General features: G+C 70.8%; 19 protein-coding genes. 12 read left to right on the top strand and 7 right to left on the bottom strand.

Going from position 1 to position 24,313, the window contains the following annotated elements:
• The first annotated feature begins 58 nt into the window (after positions 1–58).
• Positions 59–1,327, top strand: a complete 1,269-nt coding sequence (locus tag OG456_RS08215; protein ID WP_266558693.1) for an MFS transporter — start codon at positions 59–61, stop codon at positions 1,325–1,327.
• On the opposite strand, the gene glgX is transcribed toward OG456_RS08215, so the two are convergent.
• The gene (gene glgX / locus OG456_RS08210) at positions 1,287–3,410 is read right to left on the bottom strand and encodes a glycogen debranching protein GlgX (RefSeq protein ID WP_266558692.1); all 2,124 of its coding nucleotides are present in this window, start codon (positions 3,408–3,410) and stop codon (positions 1,287–1,289) included. The two genes, OG456_RS08215 and glgX, sit on opposite strands and share 41 nt — an antisense overlap.
• A 193-nt stretch (positions 3,411–3,603) precedes the next feature.
• Between glgX and OG456_RS08205 the strand changes: the two genes are divergently transcribed.
• The 4 genes from OG456_RS08205 to OG456_RS08190 all read left to right on the top strand — a co-directional run bounded on the left by OG456_RS08205 (position 3,604) and on the right by OG456_RS08190 (position 7,899).
• Positions 3,604–4,359, top strand: coding sequence for a Tat pathway signal sequence domain protein (locus tag OG456_RS08205; RefSeq protein WP_323136308.1), 756 nt, complete (start codon positions 3,604–3,606; stop codon positions 4,357–4,359).
• Positions 4,360–4,404: 45 nt separating this feature from the next.
• Positions 4,405–5,712 carry a copper amine oxidase gene (locus tag OG456_RS08200; protein WP_266558690.1) on the top strand — a complete coding sequence of 436 codons (1,308 nt, stop codon included), beginning with the start codon at positions 4,405–4,407 and terminating at the stop codon, positions 5,710–5,712.
• A gap of 100 nt (positions 5,713–5,812) precedes the next feature.
• Positions 5,813–7,066: an SAV2148 family HEPN domain-containing protein gene (locus tag OG456_RS08195; RefSeq protein WP_266558688.1), complete on the top strand. Its 1,254-nt coding sequence runs from the start codon at positions 5,813–5,815 to the stop codon at positions 7,064–7,066.
• 110 nt (positions 7,067–7,176) lie between these two features.
• Positions 7,177–7,899 (top strand): 3'-5' exonuclease, encoded by a 723-nt coding sequence (locus OG456_RS08190; protein ID WP_266569117.1) that lies wholly within the window; start codon positions 7,177–7,179, stop codon positions 7,897–7,899.
• 75 nt (positions 7,900–7,974) lie between these two features.
• Here the strand turns inward: OG456_RS08190 and OG456_RS08185 are convergent, their stop codons facing one another.
• Positions 7,975–10,812 carry a glycoside hydrolase N-terminal domain-containing protein gene (locus OG456_RS08185; RefSeq protein ID WP_266558686.1) on the bottom strand — a complete coding sequence of 946 codons (2,838 nt, stop codon included), beginning with the start codon at positions 10,810–10,812 and terminating at the stop codon, positions 7,975–7,977.
• 193 nt (positions 10,813–11,005) lie between these two features.
• The gene (locus tag OG456_RS08180; RefSeq protein WP_266558684.1) at positions 11,006–11,878 is read right to left on the bottom strand and encodes a phosphotransferase enzyme family protein; all 873 of its coding nucleotides are present in this window, start codon (positions 11,876–11,878) and stop codon (positions 11,006–11,008) included.
• Between the two features lie 190 nt (positions 11,879–12,068).
• On the opposite strand from OG456_RS08180, the gene OG456_RS08175 reads away from it, so the two are divergent.
• The 3 genes from OG456_RS08175 to OG456_RS08165 are packed head-to-tail and all read left to right on the top strand — an operon-like array spanning position 12,069 to position 15,138.
• The gene (locus OG456_RS08175; RefSeq protein ID WP_266558682.1) at positions 12,069–13,004 is read left to right on the top strand and encodes a carbohydrate ABC transporter permease; all 936 of its coding nucleotides are present in this window, start codon (positions 12,069–12,071) and stop codon (positions 13,002–13,004) included.
• Between the two features lie 17 nt (positions 13,005–13,021).
• Complete coding sequence (locus OG456_RS08170) at positions 13,022–13,855, top strand: carbohydrate ABC transporter permease (RefSeq protein WP_227300627.1); 834 nt, start codon at positions 13,022–13,024, stop codon at positions 13,853–13,855.
• Positions 13,852–15,138: an ABC transporter substrate-binding protein gene (locus OG456_RS08165; protein WP_266558680.1), complete on the top strand. Its 1,287-nt coding sequence runs from the start codon at positions 13,852–13,854 to the stop codon at positions 15,136–15,138. Before OG456_RS08170 ends, OG456_RS08165 begins: the two co-directional genes overlap by 4 nt.
• Positions 15,139–15,158: 20 nt before the next feature.
• On the opposite strand, the gene OG456_RS08160 is transcribed toward OG456_RS08165, so the two are convergent.
• From OG456_RS08160 to OG456_RS08150, 3 genes are read right to left on the bottom strand one after another with little or no spacing between them, the layout of a single operon-like run.
• Entirely contained in the window at positions 15,159–16,109 is a 951-nt protein-coding gene (locus tag OG456_RS08160; protein ID WP_266558678.1) for a PDR/VanB family oxidoreductase, read from the bottom strand.
• Positions 16,106–16,270: a hypothetical protein gene (locus tag OG456_RS08155; RefSeq protein WP_266558676.1), complete on the bottom strand. Its 165-nt coding sequence runs from the start codon at positions 16,268–16,270 to the stop codon at positions 16,106–16,108. Before OG456_RS08155 ends, OG456_RS08160 begins: the two co-directional genes overlap by 4 nt.
• Positions 16,267–17,343: an aromatic ring-hydroxylating dioxygenase subunit alpha gene (locus OG456_RS08150; RefSeq protein ID WP_266558674.1), complete on the bottom strand. Its 1,077-nt coding sequence runs from the start codon at positions 17,341–17,343 to the stop codon at positions 16,267–16,269. Before OG456_RS08150 ends, OG456_RS08155 begins: the two co-directional genes overlap by 4 nt.
• Positions 17,344–17,854: 511 nt before the next feature.
• On the opposite strand from OG456_RS08150, the gene OG456_RS08145 reads away from it, so the two are divergent.
• The 4 genes from OG456_RS08145 (at position 17,855) to OG456_RS08130 (ending at position 22,652) form a co-directional block, all read left to right on the top strand.
• Positions 17,855–18,694: an SDR family oxidoreductase gene (locus OG456_RS08145; protein ID WP_266558672.1), complete on the top strand. Its 840-nt coding sequence runs from the start codon at positions 17,855–17,857 to the stop codon at positions 18,692–18,694.
• A 6-nt stretch (positions 18,695–18,700) separates the two neighbouring features.
• Positions 18,701–20,038, top strand: coding sequence for an NAD(P)/FAD-dependent oxidoreductase (locus OG456_RS08140; protein ID WP_266558671.1), 1,338 nt, complete (start codon positions 18,701–18,703; stop codon positions 20,036–20,038).
• A gap of 92 nt (positions 20,039–20,130) precedes the next feature.
• A complete protein-coding gene (locus tag OG456_RS08135) occupies positions 20,131–21,612 on the top strand; it encodes a cytochrome ubiquinol oxidase subunit I (RefSeq protein ID WP_266558670.1) in 1,482 nt (493 codons plus the stop codon).
• Positions 21,612–22,652, top strand: a complete 1,041-nt coding sequence (locus OG456_RS08130) for a cytochrome d ubiquinol oxidase subunit II (protein WP_266558669.1) — start codon at positions 21,612–21,614, stop codon at positions 22,650–22,652. The genes OG456_RS08135 and OG456_RS08130 overlap by 1 nt, the downstream gene beginning before the upstream one ends.
• A gap of 37 nt (positions 22,653–22,689) precedes the next feature.
• Here OG456_RS08130 and OG456_RS08125 read toward each other — a convergent pair whose 3' ends face one another.
• Positions 22,690–24,270 carry a GMC oxidoreductase gene (locus tag OG456_RS08125; protein WP_266558668.1) on the bottom strand — a complete coding sequence of 527 codons (1,581 nt, stop codon included), beginning with the start codon at positions 24,268–24,270 and terminating at the stop codon, positions 22,690–22,692.
• Positions 24,271–24,313 lie beyond the last annotated feature (43 nt).

Here is a 24,313-nt window from a genome sequence, read left to right as displayed (position 1 = left end):
CGTCTTTCGTGTCATCGCCGCATGCAGATGTCACCGGCGCCGTCGATAGCTTCGAACGATGGCACAGGCAGCGGGGGGAACGTCGGCGACATACCGCGAGGTGCTCGGGGCGACCGGGGCACTGCTCCCGGTGATCTCGTTCTTCGGGCGGCTGCCCGTGGCGGTGATCCAGTTCGGCAGCGTCCTGCTGATCACCAGGACGAGCGGTTCCCTCGCGACCGGAGGGACCGTGGCCTGCGCGCTCGCGCTCGGACAGGTGGCCATGGGGCCTGTCGTCGGCCGGCTCGCAGACCGGCGCGGGCAGGGGAGCGTCGTCCTGTGCTGCTCGCTGCTGAACGCCCTCGCGATCGCCTGCTACACGCTCGGCGCCCTCGCGGGACTCCCCACGCCGCTCCTGGTGGCACTCGGCGTGCTCGCCGGGGCCACGGTGCCGGGGATCGGCCCGCTGGCCAGGGCCCGGGGCGTCGCACTCGTCCGCCGCGGGGGTGCGGACGAGCGCGTCGTGAACACGGTGCTGTCACTGGAGAGCACGATGGACGAGCTGTCGTTCGTCCTCGGGCCCGCGCTGATCGGCGTCGCGGCCTTCGTCGGCCACCCCGCCTACGCGTTCGGGGCCGCCGCTCTCCTGGTCGCCGGCTGCGGCACGGCGTTCGCGCTGCACCCGACGGCGACGGCGACGGCGGTCCGGCCCGCGACGGCGCGCGCCCCCAAGGAACCGCGGGCCCGGCGCCCCCGTATGCCGCGCGAGGTCCGGCTCGTGCGCCTCGGCCTCGTCCTCCTCGGCGTCCTCCTGGGCGGCTGCGGGGCCGGGATCACGGCGCTCACCCAAAAGCTCGGCCAGGAGGACCAGGCGGGCCTCGTCTACGCCGCCATGGGCGTCATGAGCGCCGCCGTCGGCCTGTCCATGGCCGCCGTGCCGGAGCGCTTCGGGCTCGCGCTGCGCTGGCGGGTCGCCACGGCCGCCGCCGCGCTCCTGTCCCTCCTGCTGATCGGCACGCAGAGCATGCCGGGCCTCTATGTGGCGGTGACCGTGTTCGGCGCCGTCTTCGCCCCGAACCTGATCACCGGCTTCGGACTCACCGAACGCGCCGTGCCGGGCGAACGTCTCGCCGAGGGCATGACGTTCGCCGCGAGCGCCTTCGTCGGCGGGCAGGCGGTCACGCTCGCCGTGGCGGGACGCCTCGCCGAGTCCCACGGCCCCGCCGCGGCGTTCACCGTCGGCAGCGTGGCCGCGGCCCTCGCGTTCGGCGTCGCACTCCTCGTCAAGGCCCCGGCGGCACCAGGGGTCACGCCGGTCGCTGCAACACCGTCAGGCTCCTGTCGATGAGTGTGAGGCGGTCACCGGCCTGTACCTTCGCGCCGGTCCCCAGGGGCACGCCTTCGGGCAGCGCCGTGTCCACCACGACCTCCCACTGCCGGCCGTGGTTGACCGGCACGAGGAACTCCAACGCGTCGGGCGACGCGTTGAACAGCAGCAGGAACGAGTCGTCCGAGATGCGCTCGCCCCGGGGGCCCGGCTCCGAGATCGCGTGCCCGTTGAGGAACACCGACAGGGCCCGCGCCTGCGCCGCGCCCCAGTCGTCCCGCGTCATCTCCTCGCCCTCCGGAGTGAACCAGGCGATGTCGCTCAGCTCGTCGTGGGTGCCCTCGACCGGCCGCCCGTGGAAGAAGCGGCGCCTGCGGAACACCGGGTGGTCACGCCGGAGCCGCGCCATCGCGCGCGTGAAGGCCAGCAGGGCGTCCTGCTCCGTGTTCTCGGCGGTCTCGGGCCAGCGGACCCAGGCCAGTTTGCTGTCCAGGCAGTAGGCGTTGTTGTTGCCGTTCTGCGTGCGTCCCAGCTCGTCCCCGTGGCTGAGCATCGGCACGCCCTGGGAGAGCATCAGCGTCGCGATGAAGTTGCGGATCTGACGGTTCCGCAGACCGAGCACCTCGGGGTCGTCGCTGTCGCCCTCCGCACCGCAGTTCCACGACCGGTTGTGGCTCTCCCCGTCGCGGTTGCCCTCGCCGTTCGCCTCGTTGTGCTTCTCGTTGTACGAGACCAGGTCGCGCAGGGTGAAACCGTCGTGACACGTGACGAAGTTGATGGAGGCGAGCGGACGTCGGCCGTCGTCCTGGTAGAGGTCGGACGAGCCGGTCAGCCGTCCGGCGAACTCGGCGAGGGTGCGCGGCTCGCCCCGCCACAGGTCCCGGACGGTGTCCCGGTACTTGCCGTTCCACTCTGTCCACAGCGGCGGGAAGTTGCCCACCTGGTAGCCGCCCTCGCCGACGTCCCACGGCTCGGCGATCAGCTTCACCTGGGAGACCACCGGGTCCTGCTGCACGAGGTCGAAGAACGACGACAGCCGGTCCACCTCGTGGAACTGCCTCGCCAGCGTGGCCGCCAGGTCGAAGCGGAACCCGTCGACGTGCATCTCGGTGACCCAGTAGCGCAGCGAGTCCATGATCATCTGGAGGACGTGCGGCGAGCGCATGAGCAGCGAGTTCCCGGTGCCCGTGGTGTCCATGTAGTAGCGGCGGTCGTCCGCGAGGCGGTAGTACGAGGCGTTGTCCAGGCCCCTGAAGGACAGCGTCGGGCCCAGGTGGTTGCCCTCGGCCGTGTGGTTGTAGACGACGTCGAGGATGACCTCGATCCCGGCCTCGTGCAGTGCCCGTACCGCCGACTTGAACTCCAGGACCTGCTGCCCGCGGTCGCCCCAGGACGCGTACGCGTTGTGGGGCGCGAAGAAGCCGATGGTGTTGTAGCCCCAGTAGTTGTTCAGGCCCATCTCCACCAGCCGGTGGTCGTTGACGAACTGATGGACCGGCATCAGTTCGAGCGCCGTCACGCCCAGCTCCGTGAGGTGCTCCAGGATCGCCGGGTGCGCGAGCGCCGCGTAGGTGCCGCGCAGCTCCTCCGGGAGCGCCGGGTGCGTCATCGTGAGGCCCTTCACATGGGCCTCGTAGATCACCGTGCGGTGGTACTCGGTGCGCGGCGGACGGTCGTCGCCCCAGTCGAAGTACGGGTTGACCACGACCGACGTCATCGTGTGCGGCGCAGAGTCCAGGTCGTTGCGCTTGTCGGGCGACCCGAAGGGATACCCGTACACCGCCTCGCCCCAGTCGATCCGGCCGCTGATCGCACGTGCGTACGGGTCGAGGAGCAGCTTCGACGAGTTGCACCGCTGCCCGCGCTCCGGGGCGTACGGGCCGTGCGCGCGGAAGCCGTACCGCTGGCCCGGCATGATGCCGGGCAGATACGCGTGCCGCACGAAGGCGTCGGTCTCCCGCAGTTCCACCGCGGTCTCCGACCCGTCGTCGTGCAGCAGACACAGCTCTATGCGCCGTGCGGCCTCCGAGAAGACCGCGAAGTTGGTGCCGGCGCCGTCGTAAGTGGCACCGAGTGGATACGCCTGTCCAGGCCAGACCTGCATGGGTACGACTCTTCCACTCCCGGCCCGGATGTCCCGGGCGACTTCCGCCAGAGTCTTCCCGAAAGTGACGGAACCACCTAGGAATTGGGCCCCTCTTAAAGGAGGACCACGCATACCCGTCCGCCCACAGGTGGGGCCGCGGGGACAACAGGGGGAAGATGTGCGAGAGCTCGCAAGACGCCATCTGGGGAAAATGATGGCGGGAGCGGCCGTCGCGGCCGTGGCGACCGCCGTGCTGCTGGGCGTGACCCTGCCGGGGGAGACGGGCGCGGGTGACCAGGCCAAGGCCGGCTCCGCCCAGCAGGACGCGATCCCGAAGGACGGCGTGGTGGAGGCCGCGCCGAAGGAGGGCGACAAGGGCGTCGGCAGGGACCCGCTGACCGACGACGAGATCAAGCGCGCCGAACAGATCGCCGTCGCGAGCAACGGACTGCGCAGGAGCGCGCGGGACGTCGAGGGCGACCGGGGGCCGCAGCACCTGTCCACGAACCTCAGCGAGGTGGACCCCACGCAGAGCGGCGCGCAGGCGGCGGAGCGGCGCGCCGAGGTCGTCTACTACGACTACAAGGCCGACACGGTCGTGACCAGGACCGTGAACCTCGACAGCGGAAAGGTCGAGAACACCGACACGGCGCACGGCGTGCAGCCGCCGCCGAGTCCCGGCGAGTTGGGTGAGGCCACCCAGCTCCTCATCGCGGACCCGCTCGGCGCCGGCCTGAAGAAGGACTACAAGGACGCCACCGGCAAGCAGCTCACGGGCACGGACCAGCTCGAACTGAGCGGCATGGTCTTCCGCAAGGAGACCGTCGCCCACGTCCCGTCCGGCCTCACCGCCTGCGGCGAGCACCGGTGCCTGCGCGTCGTCACCAAGGTCAGGAACGGGCCGTGGATCGACACCCGCGCCCTGGTGGTCGACCTCAGCGCGCGCACCGTCGGCCGCCTCGGCTGAGTCCCTCACGCCCGCCTCTCCTCCTGCTTGAAGGAGTCATTCCGTATGCACGTCAACAGACTTCGGCGCGCCCGCGCCAGGGCCGCCGTCGCCCTCACGTCCCTCGCGCTGCTCGGCACCGCCGTCAGCGCCGCGGGCCCCGCCACCGCCGCTCCGCAGGCGCCCACCGACGCGGCCCCGGCCTGCAGCACCGCGTACAAGATCGAGCAGGTCCTCGACGGGGGCACGACCTGGCGCATGTGCTGGCACTACAACACGCTGTCCGGGCTCGTCCTCGACGACGTCAGCTATCAGCCCAAGGACGAGCCCAAGCCGATCGCCGTCCTCACCAGCGCCCGCCTCGCGCAGGTGCACGTGCCCTACGACGACGGCGAGAACGAGTACGACGACGTCACCGGCACCGACTTCGGGTACGCCCTGCAGAACCTGAAGCCCGGCGAGTGCCCCGGCGGCACCATCAAGACCGTCAAGGTGCCCGACCGGGGCAACGTGCAGGGCCTGTGCACCACCACGCGCGCGCGTGGGCACGCGTACCGGCTCAACGACGACGCGAGCACCGGCGGCAGCGGCAAAGTCTACACCGCCCAGGGCAAGGACCTCCTCGTCTACACGGTCAACAAGGCGTCCTGGTACGAGTACATCACCGAGTGGCGGTTCTCCTCCGACGGGACGATCACGTCGAACGTCGGCGCGACCGGCAGCATCTCCCCGTACGACTACAACGGCGCGGACGGCAAGGGCTGGCCGATCGGCAAGGGCGCCCGCGCCTACGCCGAGAGCCACGCCCACAACGTCTTCTGGCGGCTCAACTTCGGCCTCGACGGCTCCGCCAAGAGCAAGGTCGAGCAGTACGACTCCAAGGTCACCGCGCCGCGCGGCAGCGGCAGCCCCACCACGAAGACCACCCGCACCCCCGTCACCAAGGAACTCGCCGGTGACGCGAAGGACATGCGCTGGTGGCGGGTCGTCAGCACCGCGGGCAAGAACAAGGACGGCCACCCCAGGTCCTACGAGTTCGTGCCCGGCCGCTCCAGCAAGTTCCCGGGCCGTTCGTTCACCAAGCACGACGTGTACTTCACCGAGTACAAGAAGTGCGAGCAGTACGCGAGCGACAACCCGGCCGGGCACTGCGGCGGCGCCAGCGTCGACAAGTGGGTCGGCGGGCAGACGCTCACCCACCCGATCACCTGGGTCAACATCGGGTTCCATCACATCGCCCGGGACGAGGACCAGCAGCCGATGCCGGTCCACTGGCAGGGCTTCTCACTGGCCCCCAGGGACGTGACCGCTATGAATCCGCTCACTCCCGCCGACCTCGCGGACCAGAACGGCGTGCCCAGAAACGGTAGTTGAGAAACTACCCTGCCCATCCGGCTGCACCGCCGACCACTCCCGGAGTACCCTTCCTTGATCGTTGCTGGGGTTGCTCGGGGGAGCGGAAGGCGGTGCGTGGGTGAGCTCGGGTGGGCTGGAGCTGCCCCCTGGTGACGCAGGTCACGAGGGGAGCTCCGCTGACGTCCCGCCCGGAGCGGTGTCCTTGGCGCGGCCCATGGACATGGGATCCCAGATCGGACCGGAGTCGGAGTTCGCCTGGGGCGCCGACGCCTGGAGCGAGGTCCGTACGCGCGCGCAGCGGGCCGGCCGCGCCTACATCTGGCTGAACCTGGTCGAACAGCGGCTGCGGGCCGTGGTGGCCGCCGTGCTGCGCCCCATCTACGAACCCGTCCACGGGGACGACTGGGTCGTGGCGGCCGCCGGGCCCGCCGGGCAGGAGTGGGTCCAGCGGGCCGTCGCCGTGCGCGAGGTGAGCCGCCGCAAGGGCTATCTTCTCGACCCGGCCGACGACAACGTCCTCAGCTTCCTCACCCTGCCGCAGCTGCGCGAGCTGATGGTGCAGCACTGGCCCTGCTTCGAGCCGTACTTCGACGACCGCCGCGACGTCGAGCTCGCCCTCGACGAGCTGGAGGTGACGCGGAACGTCGTCTCGCGCAACCGCGCCCTTTCCGAGGCCGTCCTCGCCCAGGCCGAGCGCGCATCCGGGCGGCTCCTGGAGATGCTCGGCGCGGGCTCGGACGTGCCGTCCGCCCGCAGGCTCCCGGTGGACGCCGTCGAGGAACTCGTCGGCGACCGGTACGGCGACGTCGTGGGCGTGCACTCGGACCGGGTGCGTCTCCTGCGACAGTTCCCGGCCGAGGACATCTTCGGCGGCGCGCGCCGCCTCGACGCCATCGGCATAGGCCTCAACATGCTGGTGCAGAACTTCTCGGGCCGCCGCCTCGTCCGGCTCGCCGAGTCCGGCTGCCGCGTGCGGCTGCTCTTCCTCAACCCCGCCTCCAGCGCCGTCAAGCGCAGGGAGCGCGAGCTGGGCCTCAAGCGGGGCGAGCTGAGCCGCGCCGTCGAGATGAACATCCTGCACATGCGCCGGGTGCGGGCCCGGCTGCGCGACCCGGGCGCCTTCGAGATCCAGGTCTACGACGAGACGCCACGGTTCACCGCGTATCTCGTCGACGGCGACGGGTCGGACGGCGTCGGGGTCGTCCAGTCGTATCTGCGCCGGGCCAGGGGGATGGAGGCGCCGGTCCTTGTATTGCGCGGGCCCGGGCGCGTGGTGAAGGCCCACGCCCGGGACGGGGAGGAAGCCGGACTTTTCCCGACGTATCGCGAGGAATTCGAGCTGGCGTGGGCGGATGCCCGGCCCGTGTCCTGACCCCGCCGTGTCGCGGAAGCGGAACGCTCCCGGCCCGTTGTCAGTGCCCCATGTCATCGTGGTGGCCACTGGGGGAGACACGGGGACGCACCATGAAGAAGGGGGCCGCGATGGGATGGCACCAGGAGCTGCTGGTCGGCTTCGACCTGGAGACCACGGGGACGGATCCGCGCGAGGCGCGCATCGTCACGGGCGCGGTGATAGAGGTCAAGGACGCGAGGCCGCTGGGGCACCGGCAGTGGCTCGCGGACCCGGGGGTCGAGATCCCGGCCGACGCGGTCGCCGTGCACGGGATCAGCAACGAGAGAGCGGCGTCCGACGGTGAGCCGGCCGACCGGGTCGCGGACTCCATAGCGGAGACGCTCGTCGGGTACTGGCGCACGGGGGTGCCCGTCGTCGCGTACAACGCCGCGTTCGACCTGACGCTGCTCTCCGCCGAGCTGCGCCGCCACGGTCTGCCGTCGCTGCGGGAGCGGCTCGGCGGCATGGACCCCGCGCCCGTCATCGACCCGTACACGATCGACCGCTCGGTGGACCGCTACCGCAAGGGCAAGCGGAACCTCGAGGCGGTGTGCGCGGAGTACGGCGTGACGCTCGAATCCGCGCACGACGCCTCCGCCGACGCCCTCGCCGCCGCGCGCCTGGCCTCCGCGATAGCTAGCCGCCACCCGAAGGTCGCCTCCCTCGGACCGGCCCGGCTCCACGCATCCCAGATCGAGTGGTACGCGCAGTGGGCGGCGGACTTCCAGTCCTTTCTGCGCCGCAAGGGCGACGCACAGGCGGTGGTCGAGGCGACGTGGCCGATGCGGGAGCTGACGGGGCCCGAGGTCTGAGCAGTGAGGCGGGGTTTCACGGCTTCACCGGCCGGGGGGCCGGTGAAGCCGTGAAGATCCCGCCGCCGGGCCGCTCTACACGGCCACCCGCCGCCACTGCTGCGACGCCGCGCCCGTGTACGTCTGCTGGACGACCGCCGTGCCCTTCGCCGTCGAACCGCCCGCCGTGCCGAGGGACTTGCCCGTGCGGACGCACACCAGGCGGACGTGGCCACCGTCCGTGGACTCCGCGCGCCAGTGCTGGTTGTCCGCGCCGGTGGCCCGGTACTGGACGATCGGGGCGTTCTCCGTGGCCTGGCCTCCGCTGACGTCCGCCGTCAGGCCGGAGTGCACGTTGGTCAGGCGGTCACCGCCGTCCAGGGCCTTCGCGAACTTCCACTGCTGCGAGGCGCCGCCCGTGCGCGCGCCCAGGACCAGCGGCGCGGACTCGGCGGTCCCCGACACCTCGATCGCCATGCCGCTGTCGGCCCGGTTGACGAGTACGTAGCGCTGCGACGCGTACGAGGGGGTCAGGGTGACGCTCGAGCCCGGCTTCAGGCTGACGTCCTTCGTCCAGGAGCCGGCCCGTACGCGCGTGGTGCGGCCGCCGGTCGAGGTGAGCCGGAGCTTCGTCGCCACGCCGTCCTTCCACTCCAGGTCGGCGGTGAACCCGCCGCGCACGCCGATGCCGGTGACCTTGCCCGACGCGCCCCACGCGACCGGCAGGGCGGGCAGGAGTTCGACGAGGCCGGGGCGGGAGTAGAGGAGCATCTCGATCACGGCGGCCGTCGTGCCGAAGTTGGCGTCGATCTGGAACACCGAGCTGTCGCCGCCCAGTTGGTACATGTCGAAGAAGTTGGGCGCGGTGCCGTTGCTGTGGTTCATGGAGGGCCGCAGCACCGTGCCGACGAGCTGGTACGCCTTCTCCGCGTCCTTCATCCGCGCCCAGCACAAGGCACGCCACGCGCAGCCCCAGCCGTAGGTGTCCATGCCGCGGGCCGTGAGGCCCTTGTCGACGCCGACGAGGACGTCGTGCGGGCTGCGGTCGCGGCTGACGCGGTCGCCGGGGAACAGTCCGACGAGGTGGGAGAGGTGCCGGTGCTGCGTCTCTCCGAGGTTCGCGCCGCCCATCCACTCCTCCAGCCACCCGGTGGTGGGGCTGACGCGCGGCAGGTACAGCCTGTCCTGGAGGGCGGCGACGCGGCGGGCGTACGCCTTGGAGGTGCCGAGGGCCGTCGTGGCGGTGCGGAAGTTCTCGAAGAGCTGCCAGACCAGCTCCTGGGCGTACGTGATGCCGCGCGCGTCGGTCGGGCCGTGCTCCGGCGACCAGTCGTGGTCGTCGACGAGCACCTCGACGTCGGCCCCGGTCCTCGGGTCCTTCACCGTCGCCGTGACGAGCCGCTTCTCCCAGAACGCGCAGGCCCCCTCCAGGAGCGGCAGGATCTTCGCCAGGTAGCGCCGGTCGAGGGTGAACTCGTAGTGCTCGAAGAGGGAGTTGCACAGCCAAGCGTTGCCCGCTGGGTGCCACCACCAGCCGGGGCCGCCCATGGTGTTGGTGGAGATCGCCGTGGTCCACCCCGCGATCTCGCCGCTCGTGTTGCGGAAGCCGTTGCGCGGGTCGTTGAACAGGTCGCGGGTGCGCTTCTCCCAGTGCGGGACCTGGGCGAGGCAGTAGTCGGCGAGCACGTCGAAGCAGCCGGGCAGGCCGGTCCTGTCGGTGGGCCAGTAGTTCATCTGGAGGTTGATGTCGGTGTGGTAGTCCGCCATCCACGCCGGGTCGTTCCGGTCGATCCACAGGCCCTGGAGGTTGAGCGGCAGCGAGGAGCGCGAGCCGCACACGGTGAGGTAGCGGCCGAACTGGACGTACGAAGCCTCGAGTTCGGGGTCGGGGCGGCCACCGGAGGCCTGCCGGGCCAGGAGTCGCTTGTCGGTGTCCAGGGCCCGCTGCGCGGCGGTGGACGCGCCCAGGTCGACGCTCATGGTGTCGAACAGGGCGCGGTGGTCGGCGACGTGGGCGGCGAGGAGACGGGTCGCGCCGGCGTTCGCCGCGGCTGCGGTCCGCGCGGCGGCGGTGGCGTGCGGGTCGGCGTCGCGGTCGATGAACCCGTCAGCCTCGGGGGAGTAGGAGGTGCCGCCGCTCAGGACGAGGAGCACGTCCTCGCAGCCCTCGAAGGTGACCGAGGAGCCGCTCGCGCCGACCGTGCCGCCGCGGTGCGTCGCGGCCCGCGCGACGGCGGCGTAGGCGAGGCCGTTGTCGAGTTTCGCGGCGAAGCCGGCCGAGGCGGTGGCGGGGTCCACGGTGATCGGCTCGCCGCGTGTCCCGGTCAGCGTGAGGCGTCCGCTCCAGGTGCCACCCCCTACGCGTGTGAGCCGGACGACGATCACGTCGTCGGGGTGGCTGCAGTAGATCTCCCGCCGGTAGCGGGTGCCACCGAGCTCGTACTCCACCGTCGTCAGGCCGTTGCTGAGGTCGAGGCGGCGCCGGTAGCCGCTCACGGCGGACGGGTCGTGCCCCGGCACCTCCAGATACGCCTTGACGAGGACGCCGTACGAGCCGAAGTGGGCGGTGTCGTAAGGGAACTGGCCGTCCGACTCCAGTGCGTCGTTCGCCCCGCCCGTCCACAGGGTGATGTCCGAGACGGACAGGACCTCGCGGGACGGGTGCCCGGAGACGACGGCCCCGAGGCGGCCGTTGCCGATCGGCAGCCCCTCCCGCATGAGCTGGTCCTCGGCGGCCGGGGACCCGTACCGCAGTGCGAGGGCGTCGGCCTCAGGGACCAGGCGTGGCGCGACCGGGTGTCCGCCGGGTCTCGGCGCCGCCTGCGCCGTGAAGGCGGGGACTTGGCTCAGGGCCAGGAGAGATCCGATGGCTGAGCCGTATTTGAGAACGGAGCGGCGGGAGACGGTGGAGCCGGGTTCAGGGTGTGCGGGCATCGGGTCCTCCAGGCAAGGGGCGGCCAACTCCGCCGTACCTTGCTCCAGGACCCCATCGCAGGAAAGAGATCGGATGAATTCAGCGCGAAAGTCCAACAACTCCTGCGCGGGAGTCCAACCGCCGTCTCGCGAGCGGAAGTTCAACCGCCCACGCCCGAGCGGAGGTTCGGTCACCTGCCGGGAACGGCACCCGTCAGAACGGGTACCAGCGCACCGCCGGATCCCCGTCCCGCAACGACGCCACCCTGCGCTCGAACTCCGCGAGCGCCTTGGGGTTGGCCGGCGCGTGCTGGGCGACCCACGCGCAGCTCGCCGTCTCGCGCGCGCCGCGCAGCACGGCGCACCCGTCCCATTCCCGCACGTCCCAGCCGTACGTCCGCGTGAACGCGTCGTACGCCTCGGGGTCGAGGCCGTACCGGTCGCGGGAGAGCGCCATGACGACCAGGTCGTGCTCGCGCAGGTCGGAGGAGAACGTCTCCAGGTCGACGAGGACGGGCCCGTCGGCGCCGATGTGCACGTTGCGCGGCAGCGCGTCCCCGTGGATCGGGCCCGGCGCCAGACGCGGGACGAGCGCCGCCGCCGCGTCCGCGAAGCCGTCGCGCCGTTCGCGCAGGTACGCCGCGTCGGCGGGGTCGATCGCGTCGCCCGCGAGCCGCAGCCACCGCTCGACGCCGCCGAGCAGCTCGCGGCGCGGCAGCGCGAAGGGCGGCGCGGGCAGGGCGTGCACGAGGCGGAGCAGCTCGGCCAGGTCGCGCGGTTCGGCGGGGCGCAGCGCGGCCGGAACGCGGTGCCACAGCGTCACCGGGTGGCCGTCCACGAGGAGCGGCTCCGGCTCGGCGGCGCGCACGGCCGGCACGCCCTGGCCGGCGAGCCAGCCCGCGACGGCGAGCTCGTGCCGCGCCCGCTCCAGGAGTTCGGGGTCGCGGCCCACCTTGACCACGAGATCACCGAGCGCGAACACGGCGTTCTCGCCGAGCGCCAGCAGCTCGGCCTCCTGCCCGCCGCCCCGCTGCCCGCCGGAGAGCCCCGCCGCCGCGAGCACCTTCCGCGCCTGCGCCTCGTCCATCACGTGCCTCCCGCCGATCCCATGGTCCGGGCCCAGTCTCGCACCCGCTTCACGTGCGCATACGCCCCGGTCGGCGCCGTAACGGACAACGTCGTGCGCAGCGGCTTGACGAGGCACGGGTCCCTCAGCACGATGACGGGGGCCGCCGGGACGGCCGGTGCCGCACCCGTCGCCCGAAGGAGCCGAACACGTGACATTGGCGACCGCAACGACGCGGCCGGCGAGGCGCGCGCCAGGACCGCCGGGCGGTGGGCACCCGGCGGACCGCGGCGCCTGGTTCCTGGTCCTGCCCGCCCTCATCCCCATCCTGGTGCTCAGCGTCGGGCCCCTCCTCTACGGCATCGCGCTGGCGTTCACCGACGCGCAGGCGGGACGTACGGCGCCGACCCAGTGGGTGGGGGCGCTCAACTTCCAGGACCTGCTGCACGACACGCTGTTCTGGGACTCGTTCCGGATCGGCCTGCTGTGGGCGGTCGGGGTGACCGTCCCGCAGTTCCTGCTCGCGCTGGGCCTCGCGCTCCTGCTCAACCAGAACCTCCGCTTCCGCTTTCTGGCGCGGGCGCTCGCGATCATTCCCTGGGCGATGCCCGAGGTGGTCGTCGGCATCATGTGGCGCCTCGTCTACAACCCGGACGCGGGCATCCTCAACGAGACCATCCGCGACTTCGGCCTCGGTGACGGGCGCGACTGGCTCACCGGTCTGGCGACCGCGCTGCCCGCGGTGATCGTCGTCGGCATCTGGGCGGGCATGCCGCAGACCACCGTCGCCCTGCTCGCCGGACTCCAGAACACCTCGCCCGAACTCCACGAGGCCGCCGCGCTCGACGGCGCGGGCGCCTGGGGCCGCTTCCGCGCGGTGACATGGCCCGCGCTCAGGCCGGTCGCCCTCGCCATCACCGCGCTCAACTTCATCTGGAACTTCAACTCGTTCGCCCTGGTCTACGTCCTGACCAACGGCGGCCCGGGCGGCCGGACCCGCCTGCCCATGCTCTTCGCCTACGAAGAGGCCTTCCGCTACGGCCAGTTCGGCTACGCGGCGGCGATGGGCTGCGTGATGGTCGCGGTCATCTCGGTCATCCTCGCCTTCTACCTCGTGGGCCGGCTCAAGGGAGGCGACGAGCAGTGAGCCGTACCCGTACAGGCATCCGGCCGAGCAGGCCGGCGCGCGCGGGCCAGTACCTCGCGCTGCTCGCCTATCTCGTCTTCCTCGCGTTCCCGTTCCTGTGGCTGATCTCCACGGCGTTCAAGCCGCCCCGCGAACTCGCGAGCCTGCACCCCACGTGGATACCCAAGGACCCCACACTGGCCAACTTCCGCCAGGCGTTCGACGAGCAGCCCCTCCTGAGGGCCGCCGCCAACTCCGTGCTCGTGGCGGTCTGCGCGGCTCTGATCGCCGTCGTCATCGCGACCCCGATGGCGTACGTGATGGCCCGCCACCGCTCCGCGCTGTCCCGCGCGGCGACGGGCTGGGTGGTGGTCAGCCAGGCGTTCCCGTTCGTCCTGCTGATCATCCCGCTCTTCCTGATCCTGAAGAACCTGCACCTGATCAACTCGCTGCCCGGCCTGACCATGGTCTACGTCGTGTGGTCGCTGCCCTTCGCACTGTGGATGCTGGTCGGCTACGTCCGGGCCGTGCCGCCCGAGCTGGAGGAGGCGGCCGCCGTCGACGGAGCCGGAAAGCTGCGCACCCTCGTCTCCGTCACGGCGCCCCTGCTCGCGCCGGGCCTGGTGGCGACGGCCCTGTTCGCGTTCATCACCGCGTGGAACGAGTTCTTCTTCGCGCTGGTCCTGATGAAGACGCCGGAGCGGCAGACGCTGCCGGTGATCCTGACGCACTTCCTCGGCGCGGAGGGCGTCGCCGACCTGGGGCCGCTGGCCGCCGCGGCGTTCCTCGCGACCCTGCCCTCACTGGTGATCTTCGCGCTCATCCAGCGCAGACTCACCGGCGGGATGCTGACCGGGGCGGTGAAGTCATGAGGCGCGTGTCCCGGCTGGCCGCCGTCACCGCGGCCGTGGCCCTGCTGCTCACCGGCTGTTCGTCCGGCGGGACGGCCGACGACGGCAGGATCACTCTGGAGTTCCAGTCCCTCGCCTGGCAGAAGGAGTCCGTCGACGCCAACAAGCAGCTCGTGAAGGAGTGGAACGCGGCGCACCCGGACATCCAGGTCAAGTACGTCCAGGGCAGCTGGGACAGCGTCCACGACCAGCTGCTCACCTCCTTCGAGGGAGGGGAGGCGCCCGACGTCATCCACGACGCCTCCGACGACCTCGCGGACTTCGCGTACGGCGGCTACCTCGCCGATCTGCGGGACCTGCTGCCCGCCCACCTCAAGTCCGACATTCCGCAGCACAGTTGGGAGACCGCGACCTTCGGTGACGGCGTCTACGGCGTGCCGTTCCTCCAGGAGCCGCGCGTCCTCATCGCCAACTCGAAGATCCTCAAGGCGGCGGGTGTACGCATCCCGACGCCTGAGAAGCCCTGGTCCTGGGAGGAGTTCAGGGCCGTCACGAAGAAGCTGAGCGGCGGCAAGAAGTTCGGTGTCGCGTGGCCGCTGAAGGAGCCCGTCTCGGCGACCCTCAACCTCTCCCTCTCGGCCGGCGGACGCATGTTCCACCGCGGCGCCGACGGCAAGGTGACGGTCCGCTTCGACGCCGCGGACCAGGTCGTGCCCCGCACGGTCCACGACCAGGTCGACACCGACGGCAGCGCCTCGGGCGCGACGCTCGGCATGGGCGGCTCGGACACGCTTCCCGGCTTCTTCGCGGGCAAGTACGCGATGGTCCCGCTCGGCTTCTCATACCGCCAGCAGATCGTCCAGCAGGCGCCCAAGGGATTCGACTGGCAGGTGCTCCCGGCGCCCGCGGGCCGTGACGGGCTCGCCCAGGGCGTCTCCCCGCAGACCCTGTCCGTCGCCGAGGACAGCCCGCACAAGAAGGAGGCGGCGCAGTTCATCGACTTCCTGCTGCGGCCGCCCAACATGGTGCGTCTCGCGCTCGGCGACTGGATGCTGCCCACCGGCACCGAGGCGCTGAAGGACCCGGCCCTGCACACGGAGAAGCACGACTGGGCGACCGGCACGGCCCTCGCCGGTGACCTCCGCTCGGCCCCGGCGCAGTCGGTGCGCGGCTACGCGGAATGGAAGGACAAGGTCGCGACGCCCGCTCTCCAGGAGTACTACAGCGGCTCGATCGGCCTCGGTGAACTGCGCAAACGCCTGGTGAAGGACGGAAATCTGGTGCTCGCGAGATATCAGAGGTAGGACGGGACACCCCAACGGGGTCACATGTCGAGGACGAGGCGCGGGCCCAGGCAGCGCGAGACGCAGATCATCAGCGTCTCGCCCGCCGCCCGCTCCTCGGCGGTGAGCACCGAGTCCCGGTGGTCCGCCGCGCCCTCCACGATGTCGGTCTCGCAGGTCCCGCAGGTGCCTTCCGCGCAGGAGTACAGCACCTCGACCCCCGCCTCCCGCACCGTGTGCAGGATGCTGCGGCCGGGCGGCACGGTCAGGGTGCGGCCGGAGCGCCGCAGCTCCACCTCGAAGGCGTGGTCCGTGCCGTCGGCGCCGTCCGGTCCGTCCTGCGTCGGCCGGAAACGCTCGGTGTGCGCGGCGCCCCGGGCCTCGACGGCGTCCAGGAGCGGTCCCGGGCCGCAGCAGTAGACCAGGGTGCCGTCGCCGTCCGTGTCCGGCGGGCCGAGATACCCGTCGAGGTCGAGGAGGCCCGTCTCGTCCTCCGGCGCGACGCGCACCTTCGCGCCGTAGACGGAGAGTAGGCCGAGGAACGCCATCGAACCGCGGGTGCGGCCGCCGTACAGCAGGCTCCACTCGGCGCCCGCCGCCTCGGCGGCAGCCACCATCGGAAGGATCGGGGTGATCCCGATGCCGCCCGCCACGAAGCGGTAGCCCGGTGCCTCGTGGAGCGGGAAGTGGTTGCGTGGTCCCCGGACGCGTACGACCGCGCCACGGGTCAGCTTCTCGTGCACGTACGCCGATCCGCCGCGTCCGCGCGGTTCGTGGAGGACGGCGACGGTCCAGGTGGTGCGGTCGGCGGGGTCGCCGCACAACGAGTACGGGCGGACCAGGCCGTCCATGAGGACCAGGTCCACGTGGGCACCCGGCTCCCAGGAGGGCAGCGGGTCCGCCTCCGGGTGGCGGAGCGTCAAGGACACCACGCCGGTGGCCTCTTCGGTCCGTGCGGCGACGACGAGATCGGCTTCGTAGGGCGGGGTCACCGGTCGTCCTCCTGGTGATCGGGGTGGGACAGCATCCACTGCCACATCAACACGGGGTCCTGCGTGTCGTGCTCGGCCCCGCAGTGGCAGATGCCGTGCAGTTCGTCGGTGCCGGGGACCCAGTCGACGCGGTACACCTCGGCGGTGGGCGGGCGGCTCATCGCGCGACGTTGTCGGGCGACGCGGACCGGTCGCCCTCTGCGGCGAGACGGGACAGGATCCGGCGGGCGGCGAGGCCGCCCGTGTCGATGTTGATACTGAGTTCCTGGTAGCCGGCGGGCTCGCTCTCCAGGGTCTTCTGGAGCAGGTTCAGCGCGTTCACGTCCTGCATGACCACCTCGTGGTTGAAGTCGCGCAGGAACGTGGACATCTCCTCGTCGCCGTGGCCGAAGTCGCGGGAGACGGCCCAGAAGTCGTAGACGTGGTCCGGCGTGGACGGTGTGATCGCGTAGGTGATCTCCACGTGGAAGGCGTCCGGGTCGGTGCCGTCCGGGTTCGGCAGGACGCCCTGCGGGGCGATGCGACTGTGCAGCAGATACAGGCAGGGGGCGTGGTACTCGATGTCCTGCCAGCGGGTGATACGGCCCTTGATGCCGGTGGAGTTGGCGTAGAACGGCGGACACTCGGCGTCGTCCATGTGCCGGCTGACGCGGACGACGCCCGCGCCCTCGTCGACCTCCGTCGTCATGGGGGTGTCGGCGACCTCGGGCGTGCCGATGTAGCCGCCGTGCAGATACGTCTCGTGGGAGAGGTCCATCAGGTTGTCGACCAGCAGGCCGTAGCCGGCGTCGATGGGCTCCATCCCGCCGACCGTCGTCCAGTGCCCGGAGTCGGCCAGGTGCGGGGCCCGCGGGATCGTCGTCCGGTCCGCGAGCGCGGGGTCGCCGATCCACACCCACACGAAGGAGTCCAGCTCGGCCACGGGGTACGAACTCACCCTGGCGGTACGGGGGATGCGCTTCTGCCCGGGGACGTACACGCAGGTGCCGGTCGTGTCGTAGGTGAAGCCGTGGTAGCCGCAGACCACCTTGTCGCCGTCGAGCCTGCTCTGCGAGAGCGGGAAGCGGCGGTGCACGCAGCGGTCCGCCAGGGCGACGACCTCGCCCGTGTCCTCGGTCCGGTAGAAGGCGATCGGCTCGCCGAGGACGGTGCGGGCGAGCAGCTCCCGCCCGACCTCCGTCCCGTACGCCGCTACGTACCACTGGTTCCTGGCGAAGGCGGTCGTGTGAGGCATGGATGCGGCTCCCGTCTCTGGTGGTGGTCGCATCGTCCGGGAGAGCGTCACGGAGACGCAATGCGGCTTCCGCCTCACGGAAGAGCCTTGGTATATGGCCTGTTCAGGGTGGGGTCAGGTGCCAGGAGAGACATCGGAAGGCTGCTCGGACGACCGTCTTGAAGGGCGTCTGCAGCGACGGCTTGTGTCGCCGCGTTCTGGCCGTTAAGGAGCCCTGCCGCCGCCGTCCAGCGTGCTTGGCGTGCCCCTTGGCTCCTCGGTGGCCCGCGTGACACCGGCCTGGGCGGGGCTCGGGGGCGGGCTCGTAGCCCGACTGTGTGACGCGCTCGGCTGAAGTACGGCCGTTTCGCGCGCCGGTCTGCCCCACCGCGGCGCAGGGTGCTTTCGTCTGGGGGCCGGGTGTGCGACGGCTCCTGTGACTGCCTGACGGGCCGGCCGACGTTCCGTTCTCCTCCCGCGCGTCGTCCGGTCCTCGAGGGCATCCGTCGACTAGGCAGAAGGAGAGAACGTGGTGGCAGGAAACTCCAACGAGAGCCGCGGGGTGGTGTCCGCGCAGCTCCTCAGGGGCCAGAAGGCGCTCGTGACCGGTGCCAACTCGGGCATCGGTCTGGCGACCGCCATTGCCCTGGGCCGGGCCGGAGCGGACGTCGTGGTGAACTACGTCGTCGGTGCGGACGAGGCGGACAAAGTCGTGAAGGAGATCGAGGGCTTCGGCGTCCGCGCCTACGCCCACGAGGCCGACGTGTCCGCCGAGGACCAGGTGACCGCCATGGTCGCGCGGATGGTCGAGGAGTTCGGCACCATTGACATCATGGTGGCCAACGCGGGCCTCCAGCGGGACGCAGCCGTGACCGAGATGACACTCGCCCAGTGGGAGAAAGTCATCTCCGTCAACCTGACCGGCCAGTTCCTCTGCGCGCGGGAGGCCGCCAAGGAGTTCATCCGGCGCGGCGTGGTGCAGGAGGTCTCCCGTTCGGCGGGAAAGATCATCTGCATGAGTTCGGTCCACCAGATCGTCCCGTGGGCGGGGCACGTGAACTACGCCTCCTCCAAGGGCGGTGTGGGCATGCTGATGCAGACCCTCGCCCAGGAGCTCGCACCCCAGCGGATCAGGGTCAACGCGATCGCACCCGGCGCCATCCGCACGCCGATCAACCGCGACGCCTGGTCCACCCCCGAGGCCGAGGCCGACCTCCTGCGCCTGATCCCGTACCGCCGCGTGGGCGACCCGGACGACATCGCCAACGCCGTCGTCGCCGTGGCGTCCGACCTGCTCGACTACGTCGTCGGCACCACCCTCTACGTCGACGGCGGAATGACGCTTTTTCCCGGCTTCGCCACCGGAGGCTGATCTCCGATGCGGGATCACGTCACGCCCCGCCGGGTGGTGATCCTCGGCGGAGGGTTCGCGGGGCTGTTCGTCGCCCGTGCCCTGCGGAAGTCACCGGTCGCGGTGACCGTGGTCGACCGCCGCGCCCACCACCTCTTCCAACCGCTGCTGTACCAGTGTGCCTCAGGGATCCTGTCCGAGGGGCAGATCGCCCAACCGCTCCGCGCGGTCCTGCGGCGCCACCACAACGTGCGCTGCGTGCTTGCCGAAGCCACCGACGTGGATGCCGGCGCCCGGCTGGTCCACGCCCGGCGACCCGAGGGCGGAGACGTCGTGCTGCCGTACGACGATCTGATCGTCGCGGTGGGCATGCGTCAGTCCTACTTCGGGCACGACGAGTTCGCCGCGCACGCCCCCGGCATGAAGACCCTGGACGACGCGCTCGCTGTCCGCCGACGGATCTACCGGGCATTCGAGATGGCCGAAACGGCATCGGACGACCGGGAACGGCAGCAATGGCTCACCTTCGCCCTCGTGGGCGGCGGGCCGACCGGTGTCGAACTCGCGGGACAGATCCGGGAGATCGCCGGGCACACGCTCGACCGGGAGTTTCAGAAGATTGACTCCGCCAAGGCCCGGGTGCTGCTTTTCGAGGGGTCCGACGCGGTGCTGGGTGCGTTCGGCCCGCGGCTGGCCCACCGTGCGGCCCGAACCCTGCAGAGTCTCGGAGTGGAGCTCCACCTGGGCACCAGGGTCACCGACGTCCGCGCGGACGGCCTGACGGTACAAGACCATGACGGCGGGACGACCCGGTTCGATGCACGCACCGTGCTGTGGACGGCGGGCGTCGAGGCGCCGCCGATCGCGGCCGCGCTGGCCCGCGCGACCGGCGCCGAACAGGACCGGGCCGGACGCATCCTCGTCGAACCCGACCTCACCGTCCCCGGCCATCCGGAGATCCGTGTCACGGGCGACGCGATGAGTCTGAACCGGCTGCCGGGACTGGCCGAGGTCGCCATGCAGTCGGGTGCGTACGCGGGCCGGAGTGTGCGCCACGCCGTCGAAGGCAGGACGAAGGAGCCGAAGCCCTTCACGTACGTGGATCTCGGCAGCGCCGCCTACATCGCCCGCGGCCGGGCTGTCGTCAAGGCCGGCCCGCTGCATCTGTCGGGCTTCACCGGCTGGCTGGCCTGGCTCTTCATCCACCTGGCCTTTCTCACCGGCTTCCGCAGCAGACTGGGAGCGGTGCTCAGCTGGTCCGTCGTCTTCGCCACCGGCTCTCGCCGCGAACGCGCCTTCACCATGCCCGACACCGACGTGTCGGCGGCCCGTGCGGCCGGCCCGAAGGCGCCCGAGCCTCCCTGAGGTCGGCCCCGGCCGACCCTCTGCGGGCAGTCCTCCGCATCCTGTCCCTCCGCAGCCCCGCCACCCTTGCAGGGCAGACCCTCGAGGCTCACATGCTCAGCACCGCTGCCCTGCTGGCGAACAGCACCCCGGCCCAACTCCTGCCGGCGCGAGAGCTGATGGCCTTCACCCTGGCCTCGCACATCCTGCTGGTCCCGTTCGGCGTGGCCCTGCCGTTCATCACGTTGCTCATGCACCATCGGGCGCTTCGCCGCAACGACCCCGTCGCCCTCACACTCGCCCGGCGCTGGTCGGCGGTGATGGCCGTTCAGTTCGCCGTCGGGGTCGTCACCGGCACCGTGCTGTCCTTCGAGTTCGGTCTGCTGTGGCCCGGCATGATGGGTCGCTGGGGCGACGTCTTCGGCCTCGGGTTCGGCATCGAGGCGTGGGCGTTCTTCCTGGAGGCCGTCCTGATCGCGATCTACCTCTACGGCTGGCGCCGGCTCAAGCCCCGGACCCACTTCTGGCTCGCCGTACCACTGCCGCTGGCCGCCCTGATGGGGGCGTTCGGCATCATCGCGGCCAACTCCTGGATGAACACCCCGCAGGGGTTCCGTCCGGACGCCCTGGGCAATCCCGTCGCCGTCGATGTGCGGCAGGCGATCTTCACACCGATGTTCGGCCCGGATTACTGGCACTTCGTGGTCGCGATGCTCCTGACCGCCGGCTACGTGGTCGCGGGTGTGTACGCGGTCGGCTGGCTGCGCGGGCGCCGTGACCGCTACCACCGGCTCGGCTTCACGGTGCCGTTCACGGTTGCCGCGATCCTCACTCCGGTCCAGTTCATGCTCGGTGACTCCGCCGCTCGCGCCGTCTTCCACAAGCAGCCGATCAAGTTCGCCGCCACGGAGATCGTCTGGAAGACCGACACCCACGTACCGGAGTACATGTTCGGGCGCCTGCATCCCGACGGGACGATCTCCGGCGGTCTCAAGATTCCCCAGCTGGACTCGATCCTCGCCGGATTCAGCCCGGACACCAAGGTGACGGGCCTGTCATCGGTCGCGGCGAGCGACCGCCCGACGGCGACTCAGGCCACCATCGCCCACTGGGCCTTCGACATCATGGTCACTGTCGGCAGCGTGCTGATCCTGCTCGCGCTCTGGTACGGCTGGTGCTGGCTGCGGCGCCGGGACCTCCCGCGCAGCCGCTGGTTCTTCCGCTGCGCCGCGATCGCGGGAGTCGCGTGCCTGGTCACCGTCGAGTGCGGGTGGATCACCACGGAGGTCGGCCGCCAGCCCTGGATCGTCTACCAGCACATGAGGGTCTCGGAGGCGGTGACCGGTACGCGTGCCGGATCGCTGTGGGCGATGCTCGGCCTGGTCATGGTCGTGTACGTGGCTGTCTTCGGCTCGTTCCTCGCGGTCGTCCTCAAGATGCGCACCCGCTGGCGCATCGCCGACGAAGGCCTCGCCGCCGCGCGCGGCGAACTGCCGCCCGAGACCGACACCCCCTACGGGCCCAGAAGCGAGCCCGAGCCCACCACCGGGGCCGAGCCCGGCGGCTCCGACCGCACCTCTGGCGGTGCGTCGTGATGGCCGACTTCATCGCATGGGTGGTGGTGCTCGCGATCGCCGCCTACGCCTGCGCCGGAGGTACCGACTACGGCGCGGGATTCTGGGACCTCCTGGCCGGCGGCGCGGAGCGCGGCAAACGACCCCGCCGGCTGATCGACCACGCCATGGCACCGGTCTGGGAGGTCAACAACGTCTGGTTGATCTTCATTCTGGTGATCATGTGGACCGGCTTCCCGACGATGTTCCAGGCCGTCTTCTCCGCGATGTGGCTGCCGCTCGCCCTCGCCGCTGTCGGCCTGGTGCTCCGCGGCGCCGGATTCGCCCTGCGCAAGCCGACCCGCCGCTTGGCCCAACAGCGGATCTACGGCGCCGTGTTCGCCATCTCGTCGTTGCTCACGCCGTTCTTCCTCGGGGCGGTGCTCGGCGGCATCGCCTCCGGTCGGGTCGAGGTCGGCACGACCGCCTCCGCGGACGCCTGGGCCAATGGAACCTCCGTCCTCGTGGGACTGCTGGCCATCGCCGCCACCGCGTTCCTCGGCGCGGTCTTCCTCTGCTCCGACGCGCTGCGGTTCGGCGCCGACGACCTCGTCGACTATTTCCGACTGCGGGCGCTGATCGCCTTCGCCGCGGTCGTCGTCCTCGCACTCATCGGCCTGCCCGTCACCCACGACGACGCCCGGTACGTCTGGGACGGCCTCACCGGGGGGCCCGGCCTGCTCCTGATCATCCTGGCCGCGGTCTGTGGTCTGGCCACGGTCCTGCTGGTGTGGCGCCGCTCCTACGACTGGTCCCGCTACACCTCGGTGGCGAGCGTCGCCCTGGTCGTCGGCGCCTGGGGCTTCGCGCAGCGGCCGTACGTGCTGCCCACCTCGCTGACGGTGGCCGAGGCGGCCGGTGCCGATCACACCCTGCGCTGGCTGATGATCGTCACAGCCATCGCGATCCTGCTGGTCGGTCCGGCGCTGGTGCTGCTGTACCGGCTCGACACGATGGGTGAGCTGGAGGAGCTCACCGACGCCGACACGCGGGCTGCCAGAACGCCCGGCGACGACCTGTAGCGGCGCTCAGCCGGTTCACGGAGCGACGGAGCCCCCGTCAGCGCAGGCGGGCGGCGATGTGATCGCCGACCCGCAGGGCGTTGGCGATGGCGGTCAGCGACGGGTTCACCGCGCCGATGCTGGGGAAGAAGCTGGTGTCCACGACGTAGAGGTTGTCGAGGTCGTGGGCCTTGCAGTTGACGTCGAGGGCAGAACTCTTCGGGTCGTCGCCGAACCGCACGGTGCCGGCCTGGTGCGCGGTGGCGCCGATCGGCATGCCCTTGTGCAGGTAGATGCTGTGATCCAACAGGTGGTGCTCGTGCATGCCCAGGTGCCCCAGCATCCCCCGCAGCTTGTGCTGGAGGCGCTTCAACCCGGCGATGTTGTTCTTCTCGTCGAGAGCCAGGTGGATGGCGTCGTCCTTGTCGAGGGTGACTCGGCTCTCGGGCAGCGGAAGGTCCTCTCCGCACAGCCAGAAGTCGACGGCATGGTGCGCCAGCACCTCGAAGGGCATGTCGGGCATGACGGCACCGGCCCAGCGCGGTGCCTCACCGTGGATCTGGTCGGCGTCCGACTTGCCGAGCATCTGGATGCCGCCGAGCGGATACTCCCAGTCGTCCGCGCCCAGGTACCAGTCGTTCAGCGCCAGGGTCTTCTGGAATCTGGTCGGGTTCGGTTCCTTCGACACCGCCATCAGTGCCAGGTTGTTGTGACGCATGTAGTGGCGTCCCACCACGTCCGAGCTGTTGGCAAGCCCGCCGGGGTGCCTGTCATTGGCCGAACGCAGCAACAGGACGGCGGAGTTGACCGCGCCGGCCGCGACCACCACGATGTCGGCGCTGAATCCCTCGGTCGCTCCGTCCTTGAGCTCGGCGACGACCCTGGTCACGGTGCGTCCGGTCGGGTCGGTCTCCAGACGCCTCACATCGGCTTCCGTCACCATCGTGACGTTGTCGTACGTCAGTGCCGGGTCGACGCAGATCACCTGCGCGTCGGACTTCGCGCCCATCAGGCAGGGGAAGCCGTCGACCCGGTCGCAGCGGATGCAGGCGCTGTCATGGGTGGCCCGGCCGTTCTCGTCCTGGGTGAGGTTCACGCCGATCGGCAGGTGGAACGGGTGCAGGCCCGCCTTCCCCAGATCGTCACTGAGCTGCTGGATGCGCGCCTCGTGCTCGACCGGCGGGTAGGCGTACTGCGCGCCGGCCGGACCTGCGGTGGGGTCCTCGCCGTGCCGCCCGTGCACCAGGTAGAGGTGTTCGGCCTGGGTGTAGTAGGGCTCCAGGTCCTCGTAGCGGATCGGCCACGCCGGAGAGATGCCGCCGTGGTGGCGCAGTTCGCCGAAGTCCTCGGGCCGGAGCCGGAAGAGCGCGGCGCCGTAGAACTTGGTGTTGCCCCCGACGTAGTAATTGACCTCCGGGGGGAACTGGTGGCCGTCCTTGTCGTACCAGAACTCCGGGGCACGGTACTTGCCCTTGACGAAGACGGCTGTGGAGTCCCAGTTGTCCCGCTCCCGTGGCAGGTAGCCGCCGCGTTCCAGGATCAGGACCCGCTTTCCGGTGGGGGCCAGCCGGTGGGCGAGCGTACCGCCCCCCGCCCCCGTACCGATGATGATGACGTCGTAGTGCTGATCGTCGGCCATGAGAGGGTCCCGTTCTAGGAGTTGTCGGCTGTCCTGGCGGCGG

This window comes from Streptomyces sp. NBC_01446, assembly GCF_026340095.1.
Lineage (GTDB): Bacteria > Actinomycetota > Actinomycetes > Streptomycetales > Streptomycetaceae > Streptomyces > Streptomyces aureus.
The sequence above is the reverse complement of the archived record's forward strand: the minus strand, read 5'-3'. Positions and strand labels throughout refer to the sequence as shown.